Genomic DNA, 20,887 nt, shown 5'->3' on the forward strand with positions numbered 1-20,887 from the left:
ATAGCGGCTACCGGGGAACGAGCTGACTGTCTTAGCTCATCGTGCGCGCTGGGACCCGTGATCGGGGACGTCCCATCGCTTCGCACCGAGGCAGGAAGTGGCGACCATCATACGCGCGGTGCGTGAAGAAAGTGTAACCGGCATATTTCGTGGGTACGGCCGCGTCCCGCGAGCACCGCGAGCCACGGCCATTCGCCCACCGCCTCACGTGCGCATAACCGGCGGCGAGCACCCTGCCGGGCGTCAGGTCGACAAACCTGCGTCGCCTTCCACGACGACCTGCCGCATCAGCGGCCTCTCACCCGCTTTCCACAGCGGCACCTCGTGGCGAACGCGATAGCGCAGCGGCCCGCCGTCGGGACTCTTGCTCCGCTCGACCGGCCGCGGCACGCAGACGAACTCGGTCACAAGCACAGCCGCATCGACGCGCACGGTGGCATAGCCGTGGCCGGCCATGTCGACGAAGGTGAGGTGCGGCGCGAGTTCGGGATTGCGCACGGCGCGTGCCTTCTCGAGGTCGCCACCCTTCGCGTATTCCAGCGCCGAACGCACGCCGTGACGAAGCGTGAGATTGACGGTGTGTTGCGATGGCCCTCCGTCCGGGTTGGCGATGTAGATGGGACGCAGCGGGTTGTCGGGCTTGAGGTTGTGCTCGTTCGCTTCGGCCATGCCCGGCGAGCAGAGCGAGCCGCCGACGAAGGTGACGCCGACAGGCTCGAATGCAGCGGGTGGCAACGCCTTCGCGGCGTAGCCGGCCCAGAAGCTGTGGCGATCACCGGAGACGATCGCGAAACCCGTGAGGCCCGCGTCGCGCACGGTATCGAAAATCTCCGCACGCTCGTGGTACGTGCCACCCCAGTCGCTCGCGGCCATGAGGCCGTAACCCGCGCCCTTCCACGGTCCCAGCTCGGCGGGAAGATTTTGTGGGTCGACGCGCCAATCCGGCGTGCCGAGCGAATTGCCCCAGATCTTCCAGGTCGCACTCGCGTTGCGCAGGCTCTCGAGGAACCACGCCTTCTGCTTCGCGCCGAGGATCGTCTGCGGCGCTTCCTTCGCGCGGTAGTTGGCGACGCTCTTGTCGCCGAGGGACAACCGTGCGGGCGGATGGCCGTCGGCATACGCGCGGCCCGCGTCGAGCTGCGCCCACAGTTCCTCGGGGACGAAACCGAGCTTGTCGTCCTCGAACAGCGGGTTGATCTCGTCGTGGTTGCCGGGATCGCGCGAGCGGAAGCTGTGCTGGTCGGTGAGGAAGAGGTCGATGTGCCGGCCCCAGCGCAGGGCGCGATACGCGATGAGGCTGTCGACCGCGGCGCGGTTGTTGGCTTCCGTGCCGAGGCCGTCGTCGTCGAACTCCGTCACCGGGGTGTCGACCACGCGAGGTGCATCGAACGCGTCGAGCGACGAGCCCGGCGGCAACACGCGCGCCGGCTGGTATTCGAACCACGCCTGGTTCGCGGCGACCTTGAGCGTCTGTGCCGGCACCCAGCCTTCCGTACCGGGGAATTCCTGGATCGACTGCCAGCCCTGCCAGGAGAATTCGTGGTTGTCCCAGATCGCGACGAACGGCCAGCGCGCGCGTGCGTCCTGCAGGTCCGGTTCCTGCAGGTAGGCGTGGTAGGCGACGCGATAGTCCTCGAGCGAGTCCGGCACCCAGAAGCGGTTCCTGGCGACCGGCTTGCCTTTCGGATACTTGATCGGGAACGTGATGAGGCGATCGTAGCGGTGGCCATCCTTGACCTGGTCCGGATACTGCACGACTTCGTAGATGAAGTCGCCGAGATGCAGCACGAAACCGATACGCTCGTCCGGCGCGGCGCGCTCGTCCTCGAAGATCATGCGCCGGTACGCGTTGAGGTAGCCTTCGCACACATCCTGGCAACTGACGAAGGCGAAGCGCGCCGGCCGCGCATCGTCCGGATGCGGCGCGGTGATCGTGCGGCCGATGCGGCTGCCGGCGCCATCCTCGTCGACGAAGCGGTACCAGTATTCGCGCGCCGGCTGCAGGTGGGCGACGAGCACGCGGCAGGTCCAGTCGGACGCGACCTGCACGCGCGCGGTGGCCTTCGCGATCACGCGCGTGAATTCGGGATCCTCCGCGACTTCGACACGCAAGGTCGCGCTGTCACGTCCGTCCGCATACGGGCGCCTCGTCCATAACAACACGCTGTTGTCGTCCGGATCGCCCGACGCGACGCCTTGCGGATACAGGTCGCGCCGCTCGCGCCATCCGCTCGACGACGGCCGCACCGGCGTGCAACCCCAGGCGAGCGCAGCGCCGAGCGCGACCGAGAGCTTCAGGAAATGTCGACGGTCCATGGTTGGCATGTCGCCCTCCCGCAACGGATCGCGATGTCGATGCGCGGGAAAACTAGATCCGATCTCGTGCGGCGGAGCGTGCCAGAAGTACTCCCTTCCCATTCCGCATGGACTTGGATTGTCCTGCCGGAAACCGATCCCTGCATCCAGTGCGCCGCCACGCATTGCATGAGATAAGGGTCGTCCGCGAACTCCCTGCGTGCCGTATCGTTCCTGCGGGAAACAGGAGCATCGCTGGCGTTCCTGCCAGGCATGGGTCGCGCGCCCAACCGGCGCACGTCGCCTCGCGTCGCCAACGACGGAGCAGCGCGCCCCGTCATGCAGGGCTGCAACGAGGAGCGACCGCAGGGGGCCCTGGGCGGCTGACGCCGGCTGCGCATGCGAGCCGTTGCGGCGAAAGCCGCTACGATCGAACTCCGGACCCGACCGCTACGCAGGACGTCGCCTTCTTCGTATGCCGGTCGGCCAGTTCGAGCGCGAAGCCCTCCGCATTGCGGAGCACGCGCAGCGTCCCGACGCACCGGTCCCTCCACCGGCGCGTACCGTTCCAGGTTTCGCCACTCTTCCCGCGCTGTATCGCATGCACGGGCGCGTGGGACACGCCCGCCTGTGCCGCCTCCTTCCGTTCGTCGATCCAGGCACGCGGAGGATGCGAAAAATGGACGAACGCCTCGAGCGGCTTTCCGGGCTTCCTTTGTACCCGGCGCGACTGGCCAAGTACCTGGCCGAAGCCCATGCGGCATTGCCGCGCCCCTCCCATCCCATCTACGCAACGCGGATGCTCGCCGCGCTGACGCTGCTCGCGGATCTGGCGGCGTTCATTGCGGGCAGCCCCTTGCGGGTCGTGATCGTTTGCGTTTGTACCTTCGCGGCGCTGCGGCTTGCACGCTCGTCCTGGGACCTCCCGCCGGGGCCGTGGTGGTCGTGGGAGCTGCTGATCGGCTTCGACCCCACGCTGGTCGTGATGGCCGCGGCCGTCGCCATCCTCGTGCCGCTGCTGCTCGCCGCCATCTGCGTGGGCAGCGGGCGACTTCTCCATGCTGCGTTGAATGGCCAAAGCGCGTCGATGCCGCGTGCGCGGACCCTGGTCGCGGCGGCATTGATCGCCACATTGGCCGTGCTCGCTTCCTGCAACCGGAACGCGCCCAGCGATGTCGCCTCCGATTGCGGCAACATGCTGAGCCCGTCTGCGTTGGGCACCTCGTGGTGGCGGCTCGACTGTTCGCCGGCTGCACCTACGGCCTGCCGGGTGATGCAGGGCCGTGAAGCGATGGCCATCGAGCCCGGCCATCGACTGATCGTCTCCACGGACCAGGTGCGACGCATCGATTTCATGCCGGCACTGCAGCACTGCGCAGCCGAGGTGGTGCTCGCTGGCGAAAGCGTCGCGGCCGCGCCAATCCAGCCCGTGGCGATCAAGGTCGATCCCATCCGCCTCGAGCCCGTGTCGGTCAATGGCGCGGTGTCGATGGACGCCGCGACGCGCGACGCATTCACGCACTTCACGGCCGCGATGCACGACCTGTCGGCGCGGCTGCGCGACCTGCGCTCCGCCAGGCTCGAGGTTGGCGGGCGGGTCGAAGCCGTCGTTCCCGAAGGGATCAAGGCGACGCTGCAGGTGCCGCAGCTGCAGCGCGCCGTCGACGGGTTCGGCCACTTCGTCGACGAATACATGCGCGCCAACAGGCGTTCCGAGCGCGCGCTGCAGGTCCAGGACGTGTGCATCACGACGCGCAAGGCACGCAAGGCGGTGGACCGCGCCAGGCTGTTCCTGCACAGCGATCCCGACTGCCTCGCCGCCTTGCGCCTGCATGACGCCGACTCCGCGAAGGACGTACGCCTGGGAGCGTCGCCATGAGGACGGTGCACATGAACGCCACCGTGGTCTGGCAGTGGCTGGGGGCGGGCTGGGATGGCGTGCGCCGCCTGCTGCGGCATGCCGCTCCCATCCGCGTGCCGTTGCTGATCGTGCTCGGGGCGATCCTGCTGACGCGCAAGGTCGACCAGATCCATGAGTTGTTCTCGGTCAGCGTCGCGGCGGCGGACGGGGGACACTTCGCGAAAGAGTTGTCGTGCATGGTCGCGGCCTCCATCGTCCTCGCCGGTTGCGTGTGGTACTCGGCGCGGACCGTATTGCGCTTCGACGTCGTGCGGACGCATGCCGGGTTCGCGCACGCCAATCCGCTGTTCCGCGCATGGACGCCACGCGGGCTGGCGCTGGCGATCACCGTCATCGTCGCCTTCGGCTTCATCAACGCGCACGGTGAACCGGGAACGCGGGCGTTGTGCGCCCTGGCCGTGGTCGGCGCCGGCGCCTTCGTCTTCGTGTTCACATGGCTGCGACGCAACGTGTACCGGCGCTTCCGCGACGACATCGTGCCGGTCGAGGGCGAAGTGCATCGGATCGAGCGATGGCCGCGGCCCACGCGCGTGTTCGCGGCCGTTTCGGTCGGGGTCTTCGTGCTGGTGAACGCTTTGGCGTGGATCTACCCGGCCGCGACCGCTGCCGTCGCGGGGCGCCTCGGGCCGCTCGCGACCTTGATGCTGCTCGCCGCATTGTTCATCGCGGCGACGACGCCGCTGGTGCTCTGGTCCAGGCGATGGGACGTGCCGGCATTCACGCTCCTGCTCGTGTGGGCAACCGCCTGGCAGATGAGCGGGGCGATCGACAACCACAAGATCCAGCTCGTGCCGGGCCAACCGACATCGTCGATCGAGCATGCGTTCGACACGTGGGCCAGCACGACCACCTGCGATCGTGCCTACTTCGTTTCGGCCGAAGGCGGCGGCATACGTGCGGCGGCGTGGACCGCCCTGGTGCTGGCGAAGATCAATCGCATCCTGCTGGCCTCGGGCCACCGCCTGTCCGACTGCCTTGTCGCGGCGAGCGGCGTCTCCGGCGGCAGCCTGGGCGTCGCGGCCTTCGTCGCGGGACAGTACGTGCTCGACACGCCCGGGCTGACGCCTGCGAAGTCTTCCGCGGACTGCACGCATGAGATGCCGAACGCTCCCCAGGGCGCAGAACTCGAGTGCCGGCTCGTCTACATGCTCACGCGCGACTTCATCTCGCCGACGCTGGCCGCGATGTTCACGAGCGACCAGTTGCAACGCCTGCTGCCACGCGTGGAGCTGCCCGACCGTGGCCGTGCACTGGAGAACGCCTTCGCCGATGCATTCGCCGACGCGTTCGGCCTGCAGGTCGACGACGCGCTCACGAATCCGTTCTCCCCGGGATTCGCGTTCTCGCGACTGTATGCATCCCCCTCCACGATGCGCGCGCATCCGTGGGTACCGGTCCTCGTACTCAATTCGACCGAAGTGCGCAGCGGCCACCGCGTCCTGCAAAGCGGGGTCATCCTGCAGGACAGCGAGTTCCCCGGCGCCCGGGGGCTCGACGCTTGGCTGCACAATCAGCAGCCGACGTTGCTAGGCGCGGTCCACAACAGCGCCCGGTTCACCTACATCAGTCCGGCAGGTTCGTTGCCGGCCCGGAACGGCCGGGTTCGCCAGCTCGTCGACGGCGGCTACTTCGAAAACTCCGGCGCGACGACGTTGGCCGACCTCGCGCGCATTTTCGAGCACGTGTCGGCTGACCAATGGAAGGGCCGCCGGATCGCATTCATCCATATCAGCAACGACCCGGATCTCGGCCGCGCGCGCGATGATGCACAGGACCCACTGGATGCGATCCATACGGGCAATGCAGGTATTCCGCCGGATACGCAGGTGCCCGCCAAGCCCGCACTCGGCGAGGTTGCGCCTCCGCTGGTCGCCCTGTTCGAGACGCGCGAGTCGCGCGCTGCCTACGCGCGCAAGATGCTCGAGCGCAGCGCCACCGGCGAGCCGGACCGCTACGACTACGCGCACCTCGGCCTGAACCATGTGAAGTACCCGTTGCCGCTCGGCTGGCGGATCGGCGACCTGGCCATCTGCGAACTGATCGCCCAATTCGACGGCGACCTCAATCGCAACGAACTGGCGAAGGTGATCGGTCCGCTCCCGCCGCCGCCAGCGAAACCGGCGAGAAAATGCACGCGCCGGAACCCGTCGACGTTCGTCCACTGACGCCGGCGCCCATCGAAGTCCCTCCCCCACGCGTCATGCGCCGCTGGTGCGGCGCCGCGGCCGGGATCGGCCAGCATCGAGCACGATCCACGTCGGCGCATGGTCGCTTGCACCTTTCTCGCCGCGAACCCAGCGGTCGACGCCGGCGTCGACGAGTCGCGGAGCGAGACGCTTGTTGAGCAGCAGGTGGTCGATGCGCAGGCCGGAGTTCGTCTCCCAGTGGCGGCGGAAGTAGTCCCAGAACGTGTAGATGCGCTCGTCGGGATGGATCGTGCGCAGTGCGTCGGTCCAGCCCTGCGCGAGCAGCTTCGCGTAGCACGCGCGCGATTGCGGCTGCAGCAGGGCGTCCTTGAGCCACGAGCGCGTGTTGTAGATGTCGAAGTCGGTCGGCACGACGTTGAAGTCGCCGGCGAGCAGGACGGGATGGCGACTCGCCTGCAGCACGGCCGCGTGCGCGATCAGGCGTTCGAACCAGGCGAGCTTGTAATCGAACTTCGGCCCCGGTTGCGGGTTGCCGTTGGGCAGGTAGAGGCAGCCGATGACGATGCCGTCGACGGCGGCTTCGATGTAGCGGCTCTGCACGTCGGCGGCGTCGCCGGGCAATCCGCGCCGGCTCACGACCGGTCGCACGCCCCGGGCGAGGATCGCGACGCCGTTCCATGCGCTCTGGCCGACCCACGCCGCCTCGTAGCCGGCCTCGGCGAGCGCCTTCGCCGGGAACATCGCATCGGGCGCCTTGAGTTCCTGCAGGCAGGCGACATCAGGTCGTTCGCGCTCGAGCCATGCAAGCAGGTTGCCGAGGCGTGAGCGGATGCCGTTGATGTTGTACGTCGCGATCTTCATGAGGCAGGGCGCGGATGGAGGGGACGGCGGCCGGCGTGTGGCCATGGCTTGAGCATAGCGTCCGGGACTGAACCTGCGTTGGTCGGCCGCCACATCACGCGTGCGGCAACACCCGTGGCGGCTATCCCGACGATGAACGTCGCATGCGCGAGCGCGCCGGTGTTCAGCACGATCCTGTTCTGATCGGTCTCCCGGACACAGGAGAACGCAATGGCTCGGCACGTCATGCACGTCGCGCAGCGGGAGGACGACGGCCTCTGGCACATCGAAGTCGACGGCGCTTCGATCGCGAAGTTCCCGCAGGAAATCGAAGCAGAACTGGCCGCGATGGCGCGCGGCAACGAATTGCTCGCACAGGGTCGCCAGTGCGAGCTCATCGTCTACGACACGCACGGCGTCGTCGACCGCTGGGTCCCGTTCGGTTACGACGACCTCGCCGACCGTGAAGGGAGAACGAGATGGCTCGCTACGTGATGCACCTCGTACACCGGATAAATGACGGGCGCTGGCACCTGCAGGCGCGCGGTCGCACGCTCGTCGCGTTCGACACGAAGGCCGAAGCGGAAGCCGCGGGGCAGAAGCGCGGGCATGAACTGCAGGACGTCGGCCAGGACGCGCAACTCGTCGTCCACCGCGCCGACGGTTCGATCGAGCACGAGTACACCTACGGCCACGATCCCGAGCGCCATCCGGGATGAGGCCGGATGCGCCCAATGTCGGGCGCTGCGTTAGTGCATCGATGAAAGAGATGGGAGGGCCGAGGCCCTCCCATCGTTGCATCAGCGGGTGTTCGCCTGGTCGCCGCGGCTGCCGCGGTTGCCTTCGACGTCGCCCTGGTCGCGCATGCGCCGGCCTTCGCCTTCCTCGTCGCCCATGTTGTTGTTGGAGCCGCCCTCGCGGCCCTGCTGCTGGGTCGAACGCTGGTTCGCGTCGTCGTCGGTGCGCTGGCCCTGACCCTGGCCGTACTGGCCCTGGTTCTGCTGGCCTTGCCCCTGCTGGCGCTGATCATTCTGCTGCGGGCTGTTCTGCTGACCCATGATGTCATCTCCTGTGGTGGTTGGACTCGCCTTTCGGGGCGAGTGCCTGCAGCATCACGGGTCGCGACACGCCCAGCACTGAATAGGTCCGGGCGCCTTGCAGCTCGCATTCATCGGGCCGCAAACGAAATGCACCGAAACGCCCTGCGCGGCCGCATGCATTGGCGACACGTGGGATCGCACGTCTTTTCCGCGCGGCGAAGACGCGCCGCGACGCTTGCGCTACGCTGCGCGTAACGGCGCAATGGACGAAGCGGATGACGACGGCGATGACGATCGATGCGGCGATCGCGCGCATCCTCGAGCGTGGCGGGGCGGACGTCGCGGTTGCGACACCGCTGGGGCTCGGCAAGCCGAACCACCTGCTCAATGCGCTCTACGCGCGCTTCAAGGCCGAGCCGGCGCGGCGCCTTACGCTCTACACCGCATTGTCGCTCGACCTGCCGGAGGCGGGCAGCGAGCTCGAGCGCCGCTTCCTCGAGCCATTCCTCGCGCGCCAGTTCGGTGCGGACTACCCGCGACTCGACTACGTCGCCGACATGAAGGCGGATCGGGTACCTGCGAACGTGCGCATCGAGGAGTTCTACTTCCAGTCCGGCGCGATGATGCATGCGCCGCGCGCGCAGCGCGATTACGCGAGCATCAACTACACATCGGTCGCGCGCGACCTCGCCGAGCGCGCCGGACTGCATGCGATCGTCCAGCTCGTCGCCGCGCGCGGCGACGGACCGGATACGCGCTACAGCCTCTCATGCAATCCGGACGTGACGCTCGACGTGCTCGAGGCGATCGCCGCGAACGGCGGCCCGCGGCCGCTCGTGATCGGCGTCGTGCACCCGGACCTGCCCTTCCTCGGTGGCGCCGCCGAAGTCGACGCCGCGTTCTTCGACGGCCTCGTCGACGGCAGCACGCCCGCGCAGCCGCTGTTCGCGCTACCGCGCAACGCGGTCGACCTCGCCGAATACGCGATCGGCCTGCACGCGAGCACGCTCGTGCGCGACGGCGGCACCTTGCAGATCGGCATCGGTGCCCTGTCCGACGCGATCGTGCAGGCGCTGCTGCTGCGCCAGCAACGCAACGACGACTACCGCAACGCCATCGCGGCGCTGCGCGGCGGCGATGCAGGCGACGACCCGCTCGTCGCGCGCTGGGGCGGGCTCGCGCCCTTCGAGCACGGCCTGTACGGCGCGAGCGAGATGATCATGGACGGCTTCATGCACCTGCGCAAAGCCGGCATTCTCGTGCGCCGCGTGCACGACGACATCGACGTGGAGCGCGCGCTTGCCGACGGGCGCGAAGTGGATCCGGAGCGACTGCGCGGCGGCCATTACCTCAAGGGTGCGTTCTATCTCGGCTCGAAGGACTTCTACGCGTGGCTGCGCGCGCTCGCCGGCGACGACTACGCCGGACTCGTCATGAGCGCGGTGTCGGACGTCAACCAGCTCTACGGCGGACGCGAGCAGCTCGACGCGCTGCAGCGACGCCACGCGCGGTTCTTCAACACCTGCATGATGGCGACCGTGCTCGGCGCGGCGACGTCCGACGCGCTCGAGGATGGCCGCGTGGTCAGCGGTGTTGGCGGGCAGTACAACTTCGTCGCGATGGCGCACGCGATCGCGGGCGGACGCTCGGTGCTGCTGCTGCGCGCGACTCGCAGGAACGGGCGCCGGCTCGAATCGAACATCCGCTGGAGCTACGGCCACACGACGATCCCGCGCCACCTGCGCGATCTCTACGTGACCGAGTACGGCATCGCCGATCTGCGCGGGCGCTCCGACGAGGCCTGCGTGCGCGCGATGCTCGCGATCGCCGACGCGCGCTTCATCGACGAGCTCGCCGCGACCGCAGTGCGCGACGGCAAGCTGCCGCGCGATTTCCGCGTGCCGGACGCCTGGCGCGCGAACACGCCCGAAGCGCTCGCCGGACGCCTGCGTGCAACGAAAGCCGCGGGACTGCTGCCGACGTTCCCATTCGGCAGCGACTTCGACGACATCGAGCGACGCGTGTTGCCGGCGCTGATGTGGCTCAAAACGCGTGCCGGGGATCCGCGCCGCTGGCCCTCGCTCGTCACGGCGCTGCTGGCCCCGCGTGGGCGCGCGGACGACGCCCCGTTGCTCGAACGCCTCGCCCTCGCCCGGCCCGCGTCCGTTCGCGAGCGCGTGCTCGCGCGCCTCGTGCGCGGCGCGATCGCGCGTTCACGCGCGGCGTGAGGGATCGCGTCACTGCACGGTCGCGATCCTGATCGGCTTGCATGCCTGGATGCCGAACGCGATGCCGGCAGCCGGCTTGCTCGCCGACGGGGCGCCGGAGTCGCTTCCGCCTCCTGTTCCGTACGCGCCTTCGCGATGTCGGCCTGATGCCGGGCGATCTCGCGCTGCAGCGCTGCGTCCGCTGCGGCGTCAGCGGTACGCCTTTGCGAAACGGCGCATCCGACGCGACGATCGGGTCCACCTGCGCCTGGTCGCGAATGGCGAGATGACAGCCACCGGGCGCGAAGATGATCGTGGTCGACGACACGGCGCGCCATGAGCGCCGAAGCCTGGTTGAGCCTGCCCGTGTGCGCTGTCTCACGTTCCGTAAGCGGAAGGGAGCGGGGACGGCTTCATCTGTCCCACCGGACCCGCGTCGCGGGAAGTCGATCGAAGCCGCTTCGGGAGCGGGATCAGCTCAGCACGGAGGCATCATGGAACGGCAGTGGCGTCGCGCCCGCATGGCGCACGGCCTCGCGTACCTGCGCTTCGTGCTCGCGCTGGTCGTCGACCACGACGAGGATGTTGCCCTCGTCGATCTCGCGCTCGAACTTGCGCCGTACGTGGTTGGGCACGGTCGAGCCGACCAGCGCCGCGCTCCACGCGCCCACCATGGCGCCGACGACGACGACGAGGCATGCGCCCGCGAAATTCATGTCGACGGCCGGAATCAGCAGCGCGATGAGCGCGCCGAAGATGCCGAGCGCCGCGCCGAGGCCCGCACCGCGGAGCGCCGACGGCAGCATGTCGGTCGAGGTGTCGAGGCGCTCGTTCGGCAGGCGCTCCATTTCAATGTCGGCGCGCGCGATCAGCGAGATGTCCTCATCGTCGGCGCCGGCCGCGCGCGCCGCGAGCATGGCGGCCTGTGCCGTGGCGTAGTCAGGTGCGCAAAAAACCTGGCGGAATCTCATCGTGGCCTCCTTCGCCGGGACGGCGTATGTCCGAGCGGAACTCGCGCTTCCACGCTAGTCCCGCCCGCCTCAATCGCGCCTTAACCGTGCACGCCGCGCTGCTGCGGCGCCGCAGGAGGGCGCGCTCGACTATCATGTTCGTTCCGGATTCGACGCAGGAGGTTTCATGAACGTGCAAGGCAAGCGCATCGCGATCACCGGCGGCTTCGGCACGCTCGGCGCAGCCGTTGCGCGCGTGGCCGCCGCCGCAGGCGCGCACGTCGCCGCGATCGACCGCGCCGACGCGGCGCCCGGCAGCCTCGCCGACGCCGGCATCGCCACGATCGCCGGCGCCGACATCGCCGACGGCGAGGGCGCTCGCAAGGCAATCGACGCCGCCGCGACCGCCCTCGGTGGCCTCGACGCACTCGTCAACATCGCCGGCGCGTTCCGCTGGGAAACCCTCGCCGACGGCAGCCTCGATACCTGGGACCTGCTCTACCGCATCAACGTGCGCACCGCCGCCGCCGCGAGCAAGGCCGCGCTGCCGCACCTGCGCAAGAGCAATGCCGGCCGCATCATCAACATCGGCGCGAACGCGGCGACCAGGGCCGCCGCCGGCATGGGCGCGTACACCGCGTCGAAAGCCGGCGTCATGCGCCTCACCGAGGCCCTCGCCGAGGAACTCAAGGACGCCAACATCACCGTCAATGCGATCCTGCCGAGCATCATCGACACGCCGCCGAACCGCGCCGACATGCCGAACGCGGATTTCGGCAAGTGGGTGAGGCCGGAGCAATTGGCGGATGTGATCCTGTTCCTCGTGTCGGACGCGGCATCGCCTGTGACCGGCGCCTTGGTGCCGGTTGTGGGGAAAGTTTGAGTGTCGCGCGCGCAGCGGACAGGGGCGACCGTGCGTCCTACTCGAATCATGCCCGAACGAGGCTTTCTGTGCCATTGAAGCATCCATTCCCCGCGGGCGATTGGCCACGCCCCGCCAACCATGCTCAGGGGATTGCTCGCTGGCCACGGACGCCTAGAGGAGTGCCTCGGTGATCTCCGGCGAAAGGAAGTAATACTGCCCCGAATGCACGTCCTCGAGTATGCGATGGTTGAGGATGTTGAATTTGCGTGCGGTAGCGATTTTATCGAATCGGGCGCATATCTTGCGCGTGACGAAAGCGCCGAGCTTGCACTGCGTGTCCAACGTGGAATCGGACTCCGCTTGGATGATGATCTTGCGTGCGAGGTCGCTGGATCCCCCTTCGTCAAACTCCGCGGATTCGAGGCACGATGCGTCGACCGGTGTTCCGTCGTCGCCGATCAGGGAAACTGGACGCCCCTTGTCTCTGTGGCGCGGCGGGCGTTTGATCAGCTGTGGGCATTCGACGTCCTTGCCATAAGGAAGCGCGACCTGCCAAGGCGTTTTTTCGGGCAGGAAGAATCCCCGATCGGGGCAGCAACATACGAGCCCGGTCTGGGCCATGCACAGCGCCCGAGTCCCGCGCGCCATGTCCTGCAGGAATTCCGCCCCGGGTCGCTCCGCGCCGATGTCGCATCCCCAAAAGATGATCGCTTCGACTTTGCCGTGAATGGGTGCGAAATAGTCAGATAGATCACCGGCCAGATAGAATTCTGGTCCGGCGATGGAATTGCCACAGCCGGCTCCCACCAGACCCGGTTGCCCGTGGCCGACGATGTTGATGATGGGCCGGTCGACCTTTTCGACGATGGCCTCCATCTGCCGGACGAGGGCAGCCACGTTGTTGTGCGAGCGATACGTGCCAACGAGCGCTCGCGCGCTGATCAGGTAGCCCAGGTCGCCATCCCCCGTCATACCGCGGTAGTCAATGAGCCAATGCGATCCCTTCGTATTCATGATTCACCTCGTTTGAATGTTTGTGCTCGGGCGAACGCACGGGCTTGCGCTCGATGACGCGCAGGCCGGCCCAGTAGTAGGGGTGACGGAACGCGCGTCGTGCGCGCAGGCTGCGCTGTGTCATGCGCAGTGCGAGAGCGGCGTCCGGAGGCGGCGTAACGGTCATCGCTGCATAGAATGCGGCCGCCCATTGGGCCGCCGACGCATCGCTCATCGCCCAATCGTCGGCAACGACCTCACCTGCCCCCGCTATCGACAGTGCGGAAGCAAAACTTGGATTCCCGTCGCCGCCGGCCAGACCTTTCCCCAGCTCGCAGGTATTCAACACAACGAGATCCGCGCGAACGGGCCGCCCCAGGATGTCAAGCCAGCTGACGAACTCGGGCTTTCCGTCCCGCGCACCCGATTCGAACCATATCCCGGAGTAGCCGATGCGCGCCGGCTGCGAGGTACCGTGTGCAGCGACGTGCACCCACGCCCCTGGTTGCGCCAACGCAGCCCGCAAGCCGGCCCCCGAACCACGCCCCTGTGCCAGCGCTCGTCCTGAATCCCGCAGAATCGCCGAGAGGCCCTCCACCTCTTCCGCAACAGAGGCCAGGACTGGCATCCCCGCTTCGGATGCATCCATTGCCGCTGTGAAAACGTAGGCCTGTCCCGGCGCACCTCGCACTGCAGCTCCGTTGGACTGCAGGTGCACGTAGGACACTGTGGTGGTATCCAACAACTGCGTCTCCGTTTTCGGCCATGAGAGAAGCGGCCACTCCACGTCCGAAAGCGGACTATCCTGCAATACGTACAACCGAGCGGGCGGTGCAGGCAGGTCGACGCGCGCAAGCAACTGCTCCGACAACCTGCGGCTGGCCGCGTCGATCTCGTGAAGCGGCGTTTCGGGCGAGTGAAGCAGGGCCGTCAAGGCGACGATCGAAGAATGCACCGCCAGGGGATCGGCTGTCTCGAATGTCCGCGCGGTGTCGCGGGTGAGCCAGAGCAAGCGCGCATTGCGCGAGCCCTCGAACCATGTGACGAGCGCTTCATCCGGGCCGAGGGACCGTTGAATGGATACCAACCCAATCGAGCCGGGCGCGACGAGTTGCGCATCGTCGGCGTAGCGCTCGGTCAGGAGCGGCAACAGCATGCGCTGCGCATCCGAGCTGGCTCGGCTGCGCTCGACGTCTTCCCGCGTCAACAGCTCCCTGGCGACAGCAGCCTCGAACGCGGACAGCTCCTCACCATGCCCAATCCGTGCAAGGCGTGCGTCCGCGGTGTCGAGTCCCGGCATCCACATCGCCAGCGACGGAGCGAGGCTCCCTTCGTCGGCGGCGAACGCGATGTCGATGGCCGCGGTTCGGAGCGGATGCGCCTGTCGACGTATCGCTCGCGCGAGTAGCGGGTTCTTCGAAGCCCGCGCGAGGGTTTCGATCCGCCGCAGCGCAGCGGTCAACATCCGTCGCGCAGATGTCACGTCGCCGATACCGCTCCGGCGCCGCGCGTCAACGAGCATGAAGCGCACCCAGTCGGTGAACCCGAGCGGTGCGGAACGGAGCCGAGACAATCGATCCTGCGCCTCGCCAAGCCTGTTCCGTCTCATGTCGAGATCAATCGACAGCAAGGACCAGTGACTCGCGGTCATCGGCGTCGGGCTGGCCGCGGCGATCGCCCGGTCGACGGCATCGAACGCTCCTCGGTCGAGGTCGAGCTCGGCGCACAGGAGTCGCGTCTCATCGAGTTCCACCGGCATCTCCAGCGCGGCATAACCATCGACTGAAACCGTTGCCAAAGCGCGCGCCACGAGCGGATGACCAGCCTCGCGCTCGAGCTCCGCGGCGGATCGAATCGCCTGGAACAGGCGAACGCGCGAATCCCTCCATGAAAGGAGTGGCACAGCCTGCGCCAACATCGCTCTCGCTTCCGTCACGGCGCCGAGGCGTCGATACAAGTCGACGAGCCGTAGCAGCGCGTTGGCCTTCCAGCGCACCACCTTCGCCGTTTCGAACTCGTCGATCGCTGCCCTGGTATCCGTCAAGGATCGGGCAATGTCCCCTCGTTGGAGAGCGATACGTGCGGCGAGTAACAGGAGGCGACCGCGATTGAGCGGGGCATCCGGCCCGGTCACGGTCGCGAGGCCGTCTCGGACCATGCGCGACGCTTCACTGATGCGACCCGCGTCGTACAATGCACCGGCGTACGTCTGGAGGGCGAGCGCGTATTCGGAGCGCTCGTCTTGGCGTGCATATGCCGCGACCGTCGATGCATGGCACTTCAGCGCAGCCGGAGTTCGTCCGAGCGCAGCGAGCGCGAGGCACCTTGTATTGCGAAGGCGAGTGACGAAATATGCCGTCTCCACCGTAATCGCAATGCGGTTCGCGTCCGCGATCGCCAGCGCTTCGCCGAAATGGCCCACGCGGAATTCGGCTTCGGCCCTGCCGACCCGGGCTGCAAGTGCGCGACGCGGCTGCCCCGCCACGTTCCAGGCAGCCTCCGCCCGTTCGAAGGCTTGGATACTGTCCGCGTGGCGCCCGTTGACCGCCATCGCCTGCGCCGAAAGATGCAATCCGAAGGCGCGCAGCAGCGGATTGGGTGCAGTTGCGGCAAGCTCGACCGCCTCGGTGAGCGTGCGCGACAGTTCGCTCGCAATAGTGGGCGTCTCGATCCTCCGGGCGAGCAGCGTGGCTCGCTCCATCCAGCGCAATTCGCCGGCCGGAAAGGGTGACTGCTCGCAATACGTTGCGATGCGTACGCTTCCGCGCGCCGAATCGGGTTCCAGGCGGCGAATGACTACTGGCGCGCCCGCATCGCTTCGCAGCAGCCGGAGGCCATGACGGAGTGGCATCGGGAGTTCGACCACCATGCCCGATGATGGATGGCTCACGACAAGTTGCTGACCGAGTTCATCGATCTCCAGCCACCCCGACGACGTCGAATGCACTTCCAACGCTTCCCCGACCGGCGGAAGGTCCGCTACGCGAACCTGGTCACACGACGGATCGATCCGAGCGCATTCCGCGCGCTCGAGTGCTGCGAATCCGGCGACAAGGGTCGCGCTGCGGATGAACCACAGGGCAGCGGCCCGTCGGGCGCCCGGCGCGCGCATCAGTGACGTTCGTCACCCTCGCCACTGTGTGTCTGGCCCTCGCCGTTCGTATTCTCGACGCGGTCGCTCAGCTCGGAATGTTCGGGCCGCTCACAATCGCACGCGGTTTTGCAATTTGAACCATCCCAACTGGACGCCGGAAACGCCTCGACGCGATAGTGCTTCGTCACCTTGGCGAGCGTCGGATCTGCGCTGTTGTCTCGAAGCATGACGTAATAATCGTAGTTGTTCGGATCCTTGGTAGCGCTCCCCTCTCCGTCCCGCATCGCCTTGGGCTGAAGCCAACCGGTCGTCCCCCCCGGGCCCTTGCCCTCGACCATCTCACGCTCGATATGCGCCCCTTTCTTGACCAGACCGAGCTGCATCGTCCACTCGCCATTATCCTTTCTCGTGACCTTCAACTTGTCGTCGACTGAGAACAGATCAACCTGGGCGCACTCACCCTTCCCATCGCGAACTGCGGAAAGCGGAACGTCTTGGCCCGTGGCATAAATAACGGAATGACCTGAATCGAAAAAAAAGATGTTTACTTTCTTGCGCAAACCATGCACTGCGGCGGCGCACTTCCTTGGGAACGTGACGAGACTCCCGGCGGGGGCCGGAACGGTGTTGAGCTCACGGCACTTGCTATCGAATGTGGTGAGCCCTCCCATGCCGGGCCGGGCTTTCTCCCCAGCCATCCGGTCCCGGCACCCGCAGACCACAAGGATTGCCACGCCCAAAAAAACTACACCCATGATGCGTGCGTTCATGGCGTTCTCCCGGAAGCGATTTCGATACTGCGTCGTCGTGTCACGCCATGATCCAGATACGAAATCTCGGCGCGACGTGAGCGGTCCATCGCATTGCGTGGAAACAGGAAGCTAACGAAGCCATCCGGCGAAATCTCCAACGACACGTCTGGCTGCCCATCCAACGCGAGCACGACATTCCGCGCGCTCGGCGGCATCGCGACTTCGATCAGTACGTAGGGCGAAGCGCTTGCGGCATGCGAAAGCTGGGCCACCGACCCCGTCGAGCCTCGTGTCGTGTCGTAGACGATCCGCGTCGGATCCGCGATCACGGCCTCCATCCCGGGCTTTGGCCCGATCGCCGATCGGCCGAACCAGCCCATCCCGAGTGCCGCCACGACCGTCGCGGCCGCTGCGATCCTACGAGGAAATATCGGAGTGTGGCGTCGGACGCGATCAAGCCGATGCCCGCCGCGGGCGATGCCGGGCTCGCCCGCAAAGCTGTCCCGCATCGCGTCGTCCACCTCTACCGTCTCCACCAGTTCCGGCTTGTCCAGCAAATACGCCTCGAACCACGCCAGCTCCTCGCCTTCGAGCTGGCGATCGAGGTAGCGGGCGAGCCAGGCGCTTTCGAGCCAGGCGGCCATGCGGGTCGGCGTGCCCGAGGTCACGTGGAGCTCCTTCTGGCGGTGCGCGTAGTCCCTTCATGCAGGGACAGGAGCGACTGGCGTGCGGGGTGTCTCACTCAGGGTTCTCCCAGGCCGGCGCGGTGGAGCAGGTCGCGGAAGCGCTCGCGCGCGCGGAACACGACGCGGTGGAAATGCGTCGCGTCGATGCCGAGGCTGCGGCAGACCTCGTCCTTGTCCTGTTCGTCGAGGTAGAAGCGCACGAGGATCTCGCGGTCGCGCGCGACGGGCAGTTGCGCGAGCACCTTGCGCAGCAGCGCAGCGAGCTGTTCGGAGTCGAGCCGTTCGACCGGGTTGTCCGAGGCGGGCAGGTCGTCGAGCACTGCGGGACCTTCGGTCACGCGGCGGGCGCGGTATTCGGCGCTCGTCGTGTGCACGATCGTCGCCTGCACGTAGGCGGGCAATGCAACGGAGTCGCGGATCGCGCCCGCGCGCAGGCGTTCGAGCACGCGCGCGAGCACGTCCTGGGCGAGGTCGTCGGCGATCGGGTCGTTGGGGCGACAGTGGCGGCGCACGAGGGCGCGCACGCCCCGCTCGTACTGGCGGATGAAATCGTGTTCTGCCCGGCGATCACCCGCGGCGATGCGCGCGACCAGATCGGTCGCTCCTGGCACGTCGACGGTCGCAGTACCCTCGCCGGCAGACATCGGGACCCCCTGATCCCTCCGTTGGCGCAAGGGTATACAACAATACCCGGCCCCGCAATGCAGAATGCCGCGGGCGTCAGCCGCCCGCCGGGACGACGCTTTGGGCGACCGCGCGGCGCAATTGGCCGGAAGCGACGTGGGCCAGGCCGGCCAGCACTGCTGCGCCGAGCACGAGAACGGCCACGACACGCCAAAGGAGACGGGGCGGTCGTCGGCTCATGTCACGAGCTCCGGCCGCGACGCTTCGGCCTGCGTACGCCCGGGCGCGTCGGCGCAGGTGGCGAGCGAACCCGGAAACAGCACCCACTCCATCATCCTGAGGTACAGCACGGTCGCTTGGCGCGCGCCCGTCACGATGTCGTCGATCTCGGCGCTGTCCGGCGATGCAGCCTCCAGCGCCGCGACGATCTGTTCGCCGTGCGGCTGTGCCTCGTGCAGGTGGAGTACGACGAAGCGCGTGTTCTCGCGCGTGAGGAATGGCGCCATGAGCGCGGCGCGTGTCACGTCCCGTGCCACGCCGCCGGAGAGATTTTCCAGCACGCAGGCCGCGCCGAGCCGCAGGAACGGCCACTCGTCCACGACCGCCCGGAAATGCGCATGCCAGAGCGTGACGTCGAGCGGTTCGGGCAGCAACGGCAAGCCCATGCGCTCGAGATCGGCGGCGGCGACGAGGTAGTGGTGTTCTTCCTCGGCGGCGAAATCGAACAGGAACCGGCGCAGCGCGCGCCGACGCGCCAGGCCCGGATGCGCCGCGGCGCGGAGGAAGTAGCCCTGCACGCCGCGCGTGAGGTGGTACTGCATCGACAGGTAGCGCTGGTACTGCACGATGCTCAGCGGCGCGTCGGCAAGTGCGCGCGACAGCATGGCGGCGAACCGCTCCTGCGCATCGGTGACGGCATGGTCGAGGGCGTTCATGAAGGTCCTCACGCGACCAGGCGACGGGCGGCGCGCGCGCGCGGGCGGCCGGCGCGCCAGGCGTCGATGCGTTCGAGCACGCGCTGCGAGTACGGACTGTCCGTGCGATGGCGGACCAGCCACTCCGCGAGCGGAGCGCCACATGCGCGCAGGTAGTGCGGTTCGCCGAGGATCGCCATGGGCACCTGTTCGCCGCATTCCTCGTCAACGTAGGCATCGGCGTACTGCAGGCACGCATAACGTTCGAACACGGGCACGAGCTCCGGCTTGCACGTCAGCAGTCCGAAGCGGCGATCCTTGAGCAACGCGAGGGCGAAGCCGAGGAACAGCAGCTTCGGCATCGCGTCCGAATTGCGTGCCGCCGGCGCGATCATCAGTCGCGTGAAATGCATCAGTTGCGTAGGCGGGATGAAGTCGAAGGCCGCGAACGCGGCAGCGTGTCGCGCCTGCGCCTCTTCGTCGAGGAACTCGACGCGCATCGTCGCAACGATTTCGTCACCACGCTCGATGGTGTAGACGAGGCTCGACGCCTTGCGGTCGAGCGGCTCGATCAGCGTGCGCGCATCATGGTCGGCGTGCGCGGCGAACTTCCGCTGCTCCTCGACATAGATGCGGTAGCGGAATGCGCCGACACGCGCGAGGTCGTCGGGCGTAACGGCGACGCGTACATCATGCAGATTCATGCGAAGGCCCCCTAGGTGCTCGGACACAGGGAGTGCCGGCGAGCGCGGCTGTCCCACCTCCAAACCCCGACACGCCTGCTGCCGCGTTACCGATTGCGCACACACACCGGAGGAGGCACGACCATGGCGACCCGCGCAGCCGTCCATCATCCGCACCTCGACTGGCAGCGCATCGCTGCACTGGGGACGAGTTTCCTCATGCACGCGGTCGCGGCGCTCGCGCTTGCCGTGCCGCTCGCAATGCAGGTCGAGCGCATCGAACCGCGCCGCGTGGAAGCGAGCCTCATCGAACAGCCACCGCCGCTTCCGCCGCCCCCGCCGGAACGGCAGCCGCCGCCGCGTGTGCCCGTGCATCGCGCGGCGCCGCCACCGCCTGCGCCCGTCACGCCGACGCGCAGCGTGATCGAAGCGCCTCCGGCGCCCGCCCCCGTGGACGTCGTTCCCGAGCATCCGGCCACGCCGGCCGCGACGAGCGGCGTCGCCGCCGCCAGCGCGGTCGGCGAATCGCGTCGCCTCGCCTACGACGGCGCGCTGAAGCTCAGATACCCGGCGACCGCTTTGCGCTCGCGCCAGCAGGGCGAGGTGCTCCTCAACGTGCTCGTCGACGCCGACGGCAAGGTGCAGCGCGTCGAGATTGCCCGCAGCTCCGGTCACGCCGACCTCGATACCGCCGCGCGCGAGGCGGTGCAGCGCGCGCACTTCCGGCCGGTGCTGCGTGATGGCCAGGCGGTGCCGGCGTGGGGCGTCGTGCCGATCGGGTTCCGGCTGGATCGGGGGTGAGGGCACGGAGGCGTGGAGGTGGTTGTCGAGGGCCGAGGGCTGATGGCTGAGGGTTGAGGATTGAAGAGCATCGCG

18 protein-coding genes are annotated in these 20,887 nt (G+C 67.6%); 7 read left to right on the top strand and 11 right to left on the bottom strand.

Annotation, left to right across the window (positions count from 1 at the left end; genetic code table 11):
• Positions 1 to 243 precede the first annotated feature (243 nt).
• Complete coding sequence (locus EV148_RS14870) at positions 244 to 2,316, bottom strand: alkaline phosphatase D family protein (RefSeq protein WP_241988112.1); 2,073 nt, start codon at positions 2,314 to 2,316, stop codon at positions 244 to 246.
• Positions 2,317 to 2,974: 658 nt separating this feature from the next.
• Here EV148_RS14870 and EV148_RS14875 point away from each other — a divergent pair.
• Complete coding sequence (locus EV148_RS14875; protein WP_131999637.1) at positions 2,975 to 4,174, top strand: hypothetical protein; 1,200 nt, start codon at positions 2,975 to 2,977, stop codon at positions 4,172 to 4,174.
• A gap of 11 nt (positions 4,175 to 4,185) precedes the next feature.
• Entirely contained in the window at positions 4,186 to 6,381 is a 2,196-nt protein-coding gene (locus EV148_RS14880) for a hypothetical protein (protein ID WP_131999638.1), read from the top strand.
• A gap of 33 nt (positions 6,382 to 6,414) precedes the next feature.
• On the opposite strand, the gene EV148_RS14885 is transcribed toward EV148_RS14880, so the two are convergent.
• Positions 6,415 to 7,224, bottom strand: a complete 810-nt coding sequence (locus tag EV148_RS14885; RefSeq protein ID WP_131999639.1) for an exodeoxyribonuclease III — start codon at positions 7,222 to 7,224, stop codon at positions 6,415 to 6,417.
• Between the two features lie 210 nt (positions 7,225 to 7,434).
• Here EV148_RS14885 and EV148_RS14890 point away from each other — a divergent pair, with 210 nt between their 5' ends.
• Both EV148_RS14890 and EV148_RS14895 read left to right on the top strand, forming a co-directional pair.
• Complete coding sequence (locus tag EV148_RS14890; RefSeq protein ID WP_131999640.1) at positions 7,435 to 7,698, top strand: hypothetical protein; 264 nt, start codon at positions 7,435 to 7,437, stop codon at positions 7,696 to 7,698.
• The gene (locus EV148_RS14895; RefSeq protein WP_131999641.1) at positions 7,683 to 7,922 is read left to right on the top strand and encodes a DUF2188 domain-containing protein; all 240 of its coding nucleotides are present in this window, start codon (positions 7,683 to 7,685) and stop codon (positions 7,920 to 7,922) included. Before EV148_RS14890 ends, EV148_RS14895 begins: the two co-directional genes overlap by 16 nt.
• Before the next feature lie 81 nt (positions 7,923 to 8,003).
• On the opposite strand, the gene EV148_RS14900 is transcribed toward EV148_RS14895, so the two are convergent.
• Positions 8,004 to 8,261, bottom strand: a complete 258-nt coding sequence (locus EV148_RS14900) for a hypothetical protein (protein ID WP_131999642.1) — start codon at positions 8,259 to 8,261, stop codon at positions 8,004 to 8,006.
• Positions 8,262 to 8,518: 257 nt separating this feature from the next.
• On the opposite strand from EV148_RS14900, the gene EV148_RS14905 reads away from it, so the two are divergent.
• Entirely contained in the window at positions 8,519 to 10,471 is a 1,953-nt protein-coding gene (locus EV148_RS14905; protein WP_131999643.1) for an acetyl-CoA hydrolase/transferase C-terminal domain-containing protein, read from the top strand.
• 452 nt (positions 10,472 to 10,923) lie between these two features.
• Here EV148_RS14905 and EV148_RS14910 read toward each other — a convergent pair whose 3' ends face one another.
• Positions 10,924 to 11,421: a hypothetical protein gene (locus EV148_RS14910; protein ID WP_131999644.1), complete on the bottom strand. Its 498-nt coding sequence runs from the start codon at positions 11,419 to 11,421 to the stop codon at positions 10,924 to 10,926.
• A 166-nt stretch (positions 11,422 to 11,587) separates the two neighbouring features.
• Between EV148_RS14910 and EV148_RS14915 the strand changes: the two genes are divergently transcribed.
• On the top strand, positions 11,588 to 12,283 hold the full coding sequence (locus EV148_RS14915) for an SDR family NAD(P)-dependent oxidoreductase (RefSeq protein ID WP_131999645.1): 696 nt from the start codon (positions 11,588 to 11,590) through the stop codon (positions 12,281 to 12,283).
• A gap of 153 nt (positions 12,284 to 12,436) precedes the next feature.
• Here EV148_RS14915 and EV148_RS14920 read toward each other — a convergent pair whose 3' ends face one another.
• The 7 genes from EV148_RS14920 to EV148_RS14950 form a co-directional block, all read right to left on the bottom strand.
• Positions 12,437 to 13,279: a hypothetical protein gene (locus EV148_RS14920; RefSeq protein ID WP_131999646.1), complete on the bottom strand. Its 843-nt coding sequence runs from the start codon at positions 13,277 to 13,279 to the stop codon at positions 12,437 to 12,439.
• Entirely contained in the window at positions 13,248 to 16,370 is a 3,123-nt protein-coding gene (locus EV148_RS14925; protein ID WP_131999647.1) for a CHAT domain-containing protein, read from the bottom strand. Before EV148_RS14925 ends, EV148_RS14920 begins: the two co-directional genes overlap by 32 nt.
• Complete coding sequence (locus tag EV148_RS14930) at positions 16,370 to 17,122, bottom strand: hypothetical protein (protein ID WP_131999648.1); 753 nt, start codon at positions 17,120 to 17,122, stop codon at positions 16,370 to 16,372. Before EV148_RS14930 ends, EV148_RS14925 begins: the two co-directional genes overlap by 1 nt.
• A complete protein-coding gene (locus EV148_RS14935; protein ID WP_131999649.1) occupies positions 17,119 to 17,772 on the bottom strand; it encodes a hypothetical protein in 654 nt (217 codons plus the stop codon). The genes EV148_RS14930 and EV148_RS14935 overlap by 4 nt, the downstream gene beginning before the upstream one ends.
• A 74-nt stretch (positions 17,773 to 17,846) precedes the next feature.
• Positions 17,847 to 18,434 carry an RNA polymerase sigma factor gene (locus EV148_RS14940; protein WP_131999650.1) on the bottom strand — a complete coding sequence of 196 codons (588 nt, stop codon included), beginning with the start codon at positions 18,432 to 18,434 and terminating at the stop codon, positions 17,847 to 17,849.
• 216 nt (positions 18,435 to 18,650) lie between these two features.
• Positions 18,651 to 19,349: a hypothetical protein gene (locus EV148_RS14945; RefSeq protein WP_131999651.1), complete on the bottom strand. Its 699-nt coding sequence runs from the start codon at positions 19,347 to 19,349 to the stop codon at positions 18,651 to 18,653.
• 8 nt (positions 19,350 to 19,357) lie between these two features.
• The gene (locus EV148_RS14950) at positions 19,358 to 20,032 is read right to left on the bottom strand and encodes an N-acyl amino acid synthase FeeM domain-containing protein (RefSeq protein WP_131999652.1); all 675 of its coding nucleotides are present in this window, start codon (positions 20,030 to 20,032) and stop codon (positions 19,358 to 19,360) included.
• 123 nt (positions 20,033 to 20,155) lie between these two features.
• Between EV148_RS14950 and EV148_RS14955 the strand changes: the two genes are divergently transcribed.
• The gene (locus EV148_RS14955; protein ID WP_131999653.1) at positions 20,156 to 20,812 is read left to right on the top strand and encodes an energy transducer TonB; all 657 of its coding nucleotides are present in this window, start codon (positions 20,156 to 20,158) and stop codon (positions 20,810 to 20,812) included.
• The last annotated feature ends 75 nt before the right edge of the window (positions 20,813 to 20,887 follow it).

Origin of the sequence: Dokdonella fugitiva (genome assembly GCF_004342425.1) — a bacterium.
GTDB lineage: Bacteria > Pseudomonadota > Gammaproteobacteria > Xanthomonadales > Rhodanobacteraceae > Dokdonella_A > Dokdonella_A fugitiva.

Excerpts from the sequence above, each read along its gene's own strand:
- EV148_RS14870 (WP_241988112.1), bottom strand. The coding sequence starts at position 2,316 with ATGGACCGTCGACATTTCCTGAAGCTCTCGGTCGCGCTCGGCGCTGCG.
- EV148_RS14875 (WP_131999637.1), top strand. The coding sequence starts at position 2,975 with ATGGACGAACGCCTCGAGCGGCTTTCCGGGCTTCCTTTGTACCCGGCG.
- EV148_RS14880 (WP_131999638.1), top strand. The coding sequence starts at position 4,186 with ATGAACGCCACCGTGGTCTGGCAGTGGCTGGGGGCGGGCTGGGATGGC.
- EV148_RS14885 (WP_131999639.1), bottom strand. The coding sequence starts at position 7,224 with ATGAAGATCGCGACGTACAACATCAACGGCATCCGCTCACGCCTCGGC.
- EV148_RS14890 (WP_131999640.1), top strand. The coding sequence starts at position 7,435 with ATGGCTCGGCACGTCATGCACGTCGCGCAGCGGGAGGACGACGGCCTC.
- EV148_RS14895 (WP_131999641.1), top strand. The coding sequence starts at position 7,683 with ATGGCTCGCTACGTGATGCACCTCGTACACCGGATAAATGACGGGCGC.
- EV148_RS14900 (WP_131999642.1), bottom strand. The coding sequence starts at position 8,261 with ATGGGTCAGCAGAACAGCCCGCAGCAGAATGATCAGCGCCAGCAGGGG.
- EV148_RS14905 (WP_131999643.1), top strand. The coding sequence starts at position 8,519 with ATGACGACGGCGATGACGATCGATGCGGCGATCGCGCGCATCCTCGAG.
- EV148_RS14910 (WP_131999644.1), bottom strand. The coding sequence starts at position 11,421 with ATGAGATTCCGCCAGGTTTTTTGCGCACCTGACTACGCCACGGCACAG.
- EV148_RS14915 (WP_131999645.1), top strand. The coding sequence starts at position 11,588 with ATGAACGTGCAAGGCAAGCGCATCGCGATCACCGGCGGCTTCGGCACG.
- EV148_RS14920 (WP_131999646.1), bottom strand. The coding sequence starts at position 13,279 with ATGAATACGAAGGGATCGCATTGGCTCATTGACTACCGCGGTATGACG.
- EV148_RS14925 (WP_131999647.1), bottom strand. The coding sequence starts at position 16,370 with ATGCGCGCGCCGGGCGCCCGACGGGCCGCTGCCCTGTGGTTCATCCGC.
- EV148_RS14930 (WP_131999648.1), bottom strand. The coding sequence starts at position 17,122 with ATGAACGCACGCATCATGGGTGTAGTTTTTTTGGGCGTGGCAATCCTT.
- EV148_RS14940 (WP_131999650.1), bottom strand. The coding sequence starts at position 18,434 with ATGTCTGCCGGCGAGGGTACTGCGACCGTCGACGTGCCAGGAGCGACC.
- EV148_RS14945 (WP_131999651.1), bottom strand. The coding sequence starts at position 19,349 with ATGAACGCCCTCGACCATGCCGTCACCGATGCGCAGGAGCGGTTCGCC.
- EV148_RS14950 (WP_131999652.1), bottom strand. The coding sequence starts at position 20,032 with ATGAATCTGCATGATGTACGCGTCGCCGTTACGCCCGACGACCTCGCG.
- EV148_RS14955 (WP_131999653.1), top strand. The coding sequence starts at position 20,156 with ATGGCGACCCGCGCAGCCGTCCATCATCCGCACCTCGACTGGCAGCGC.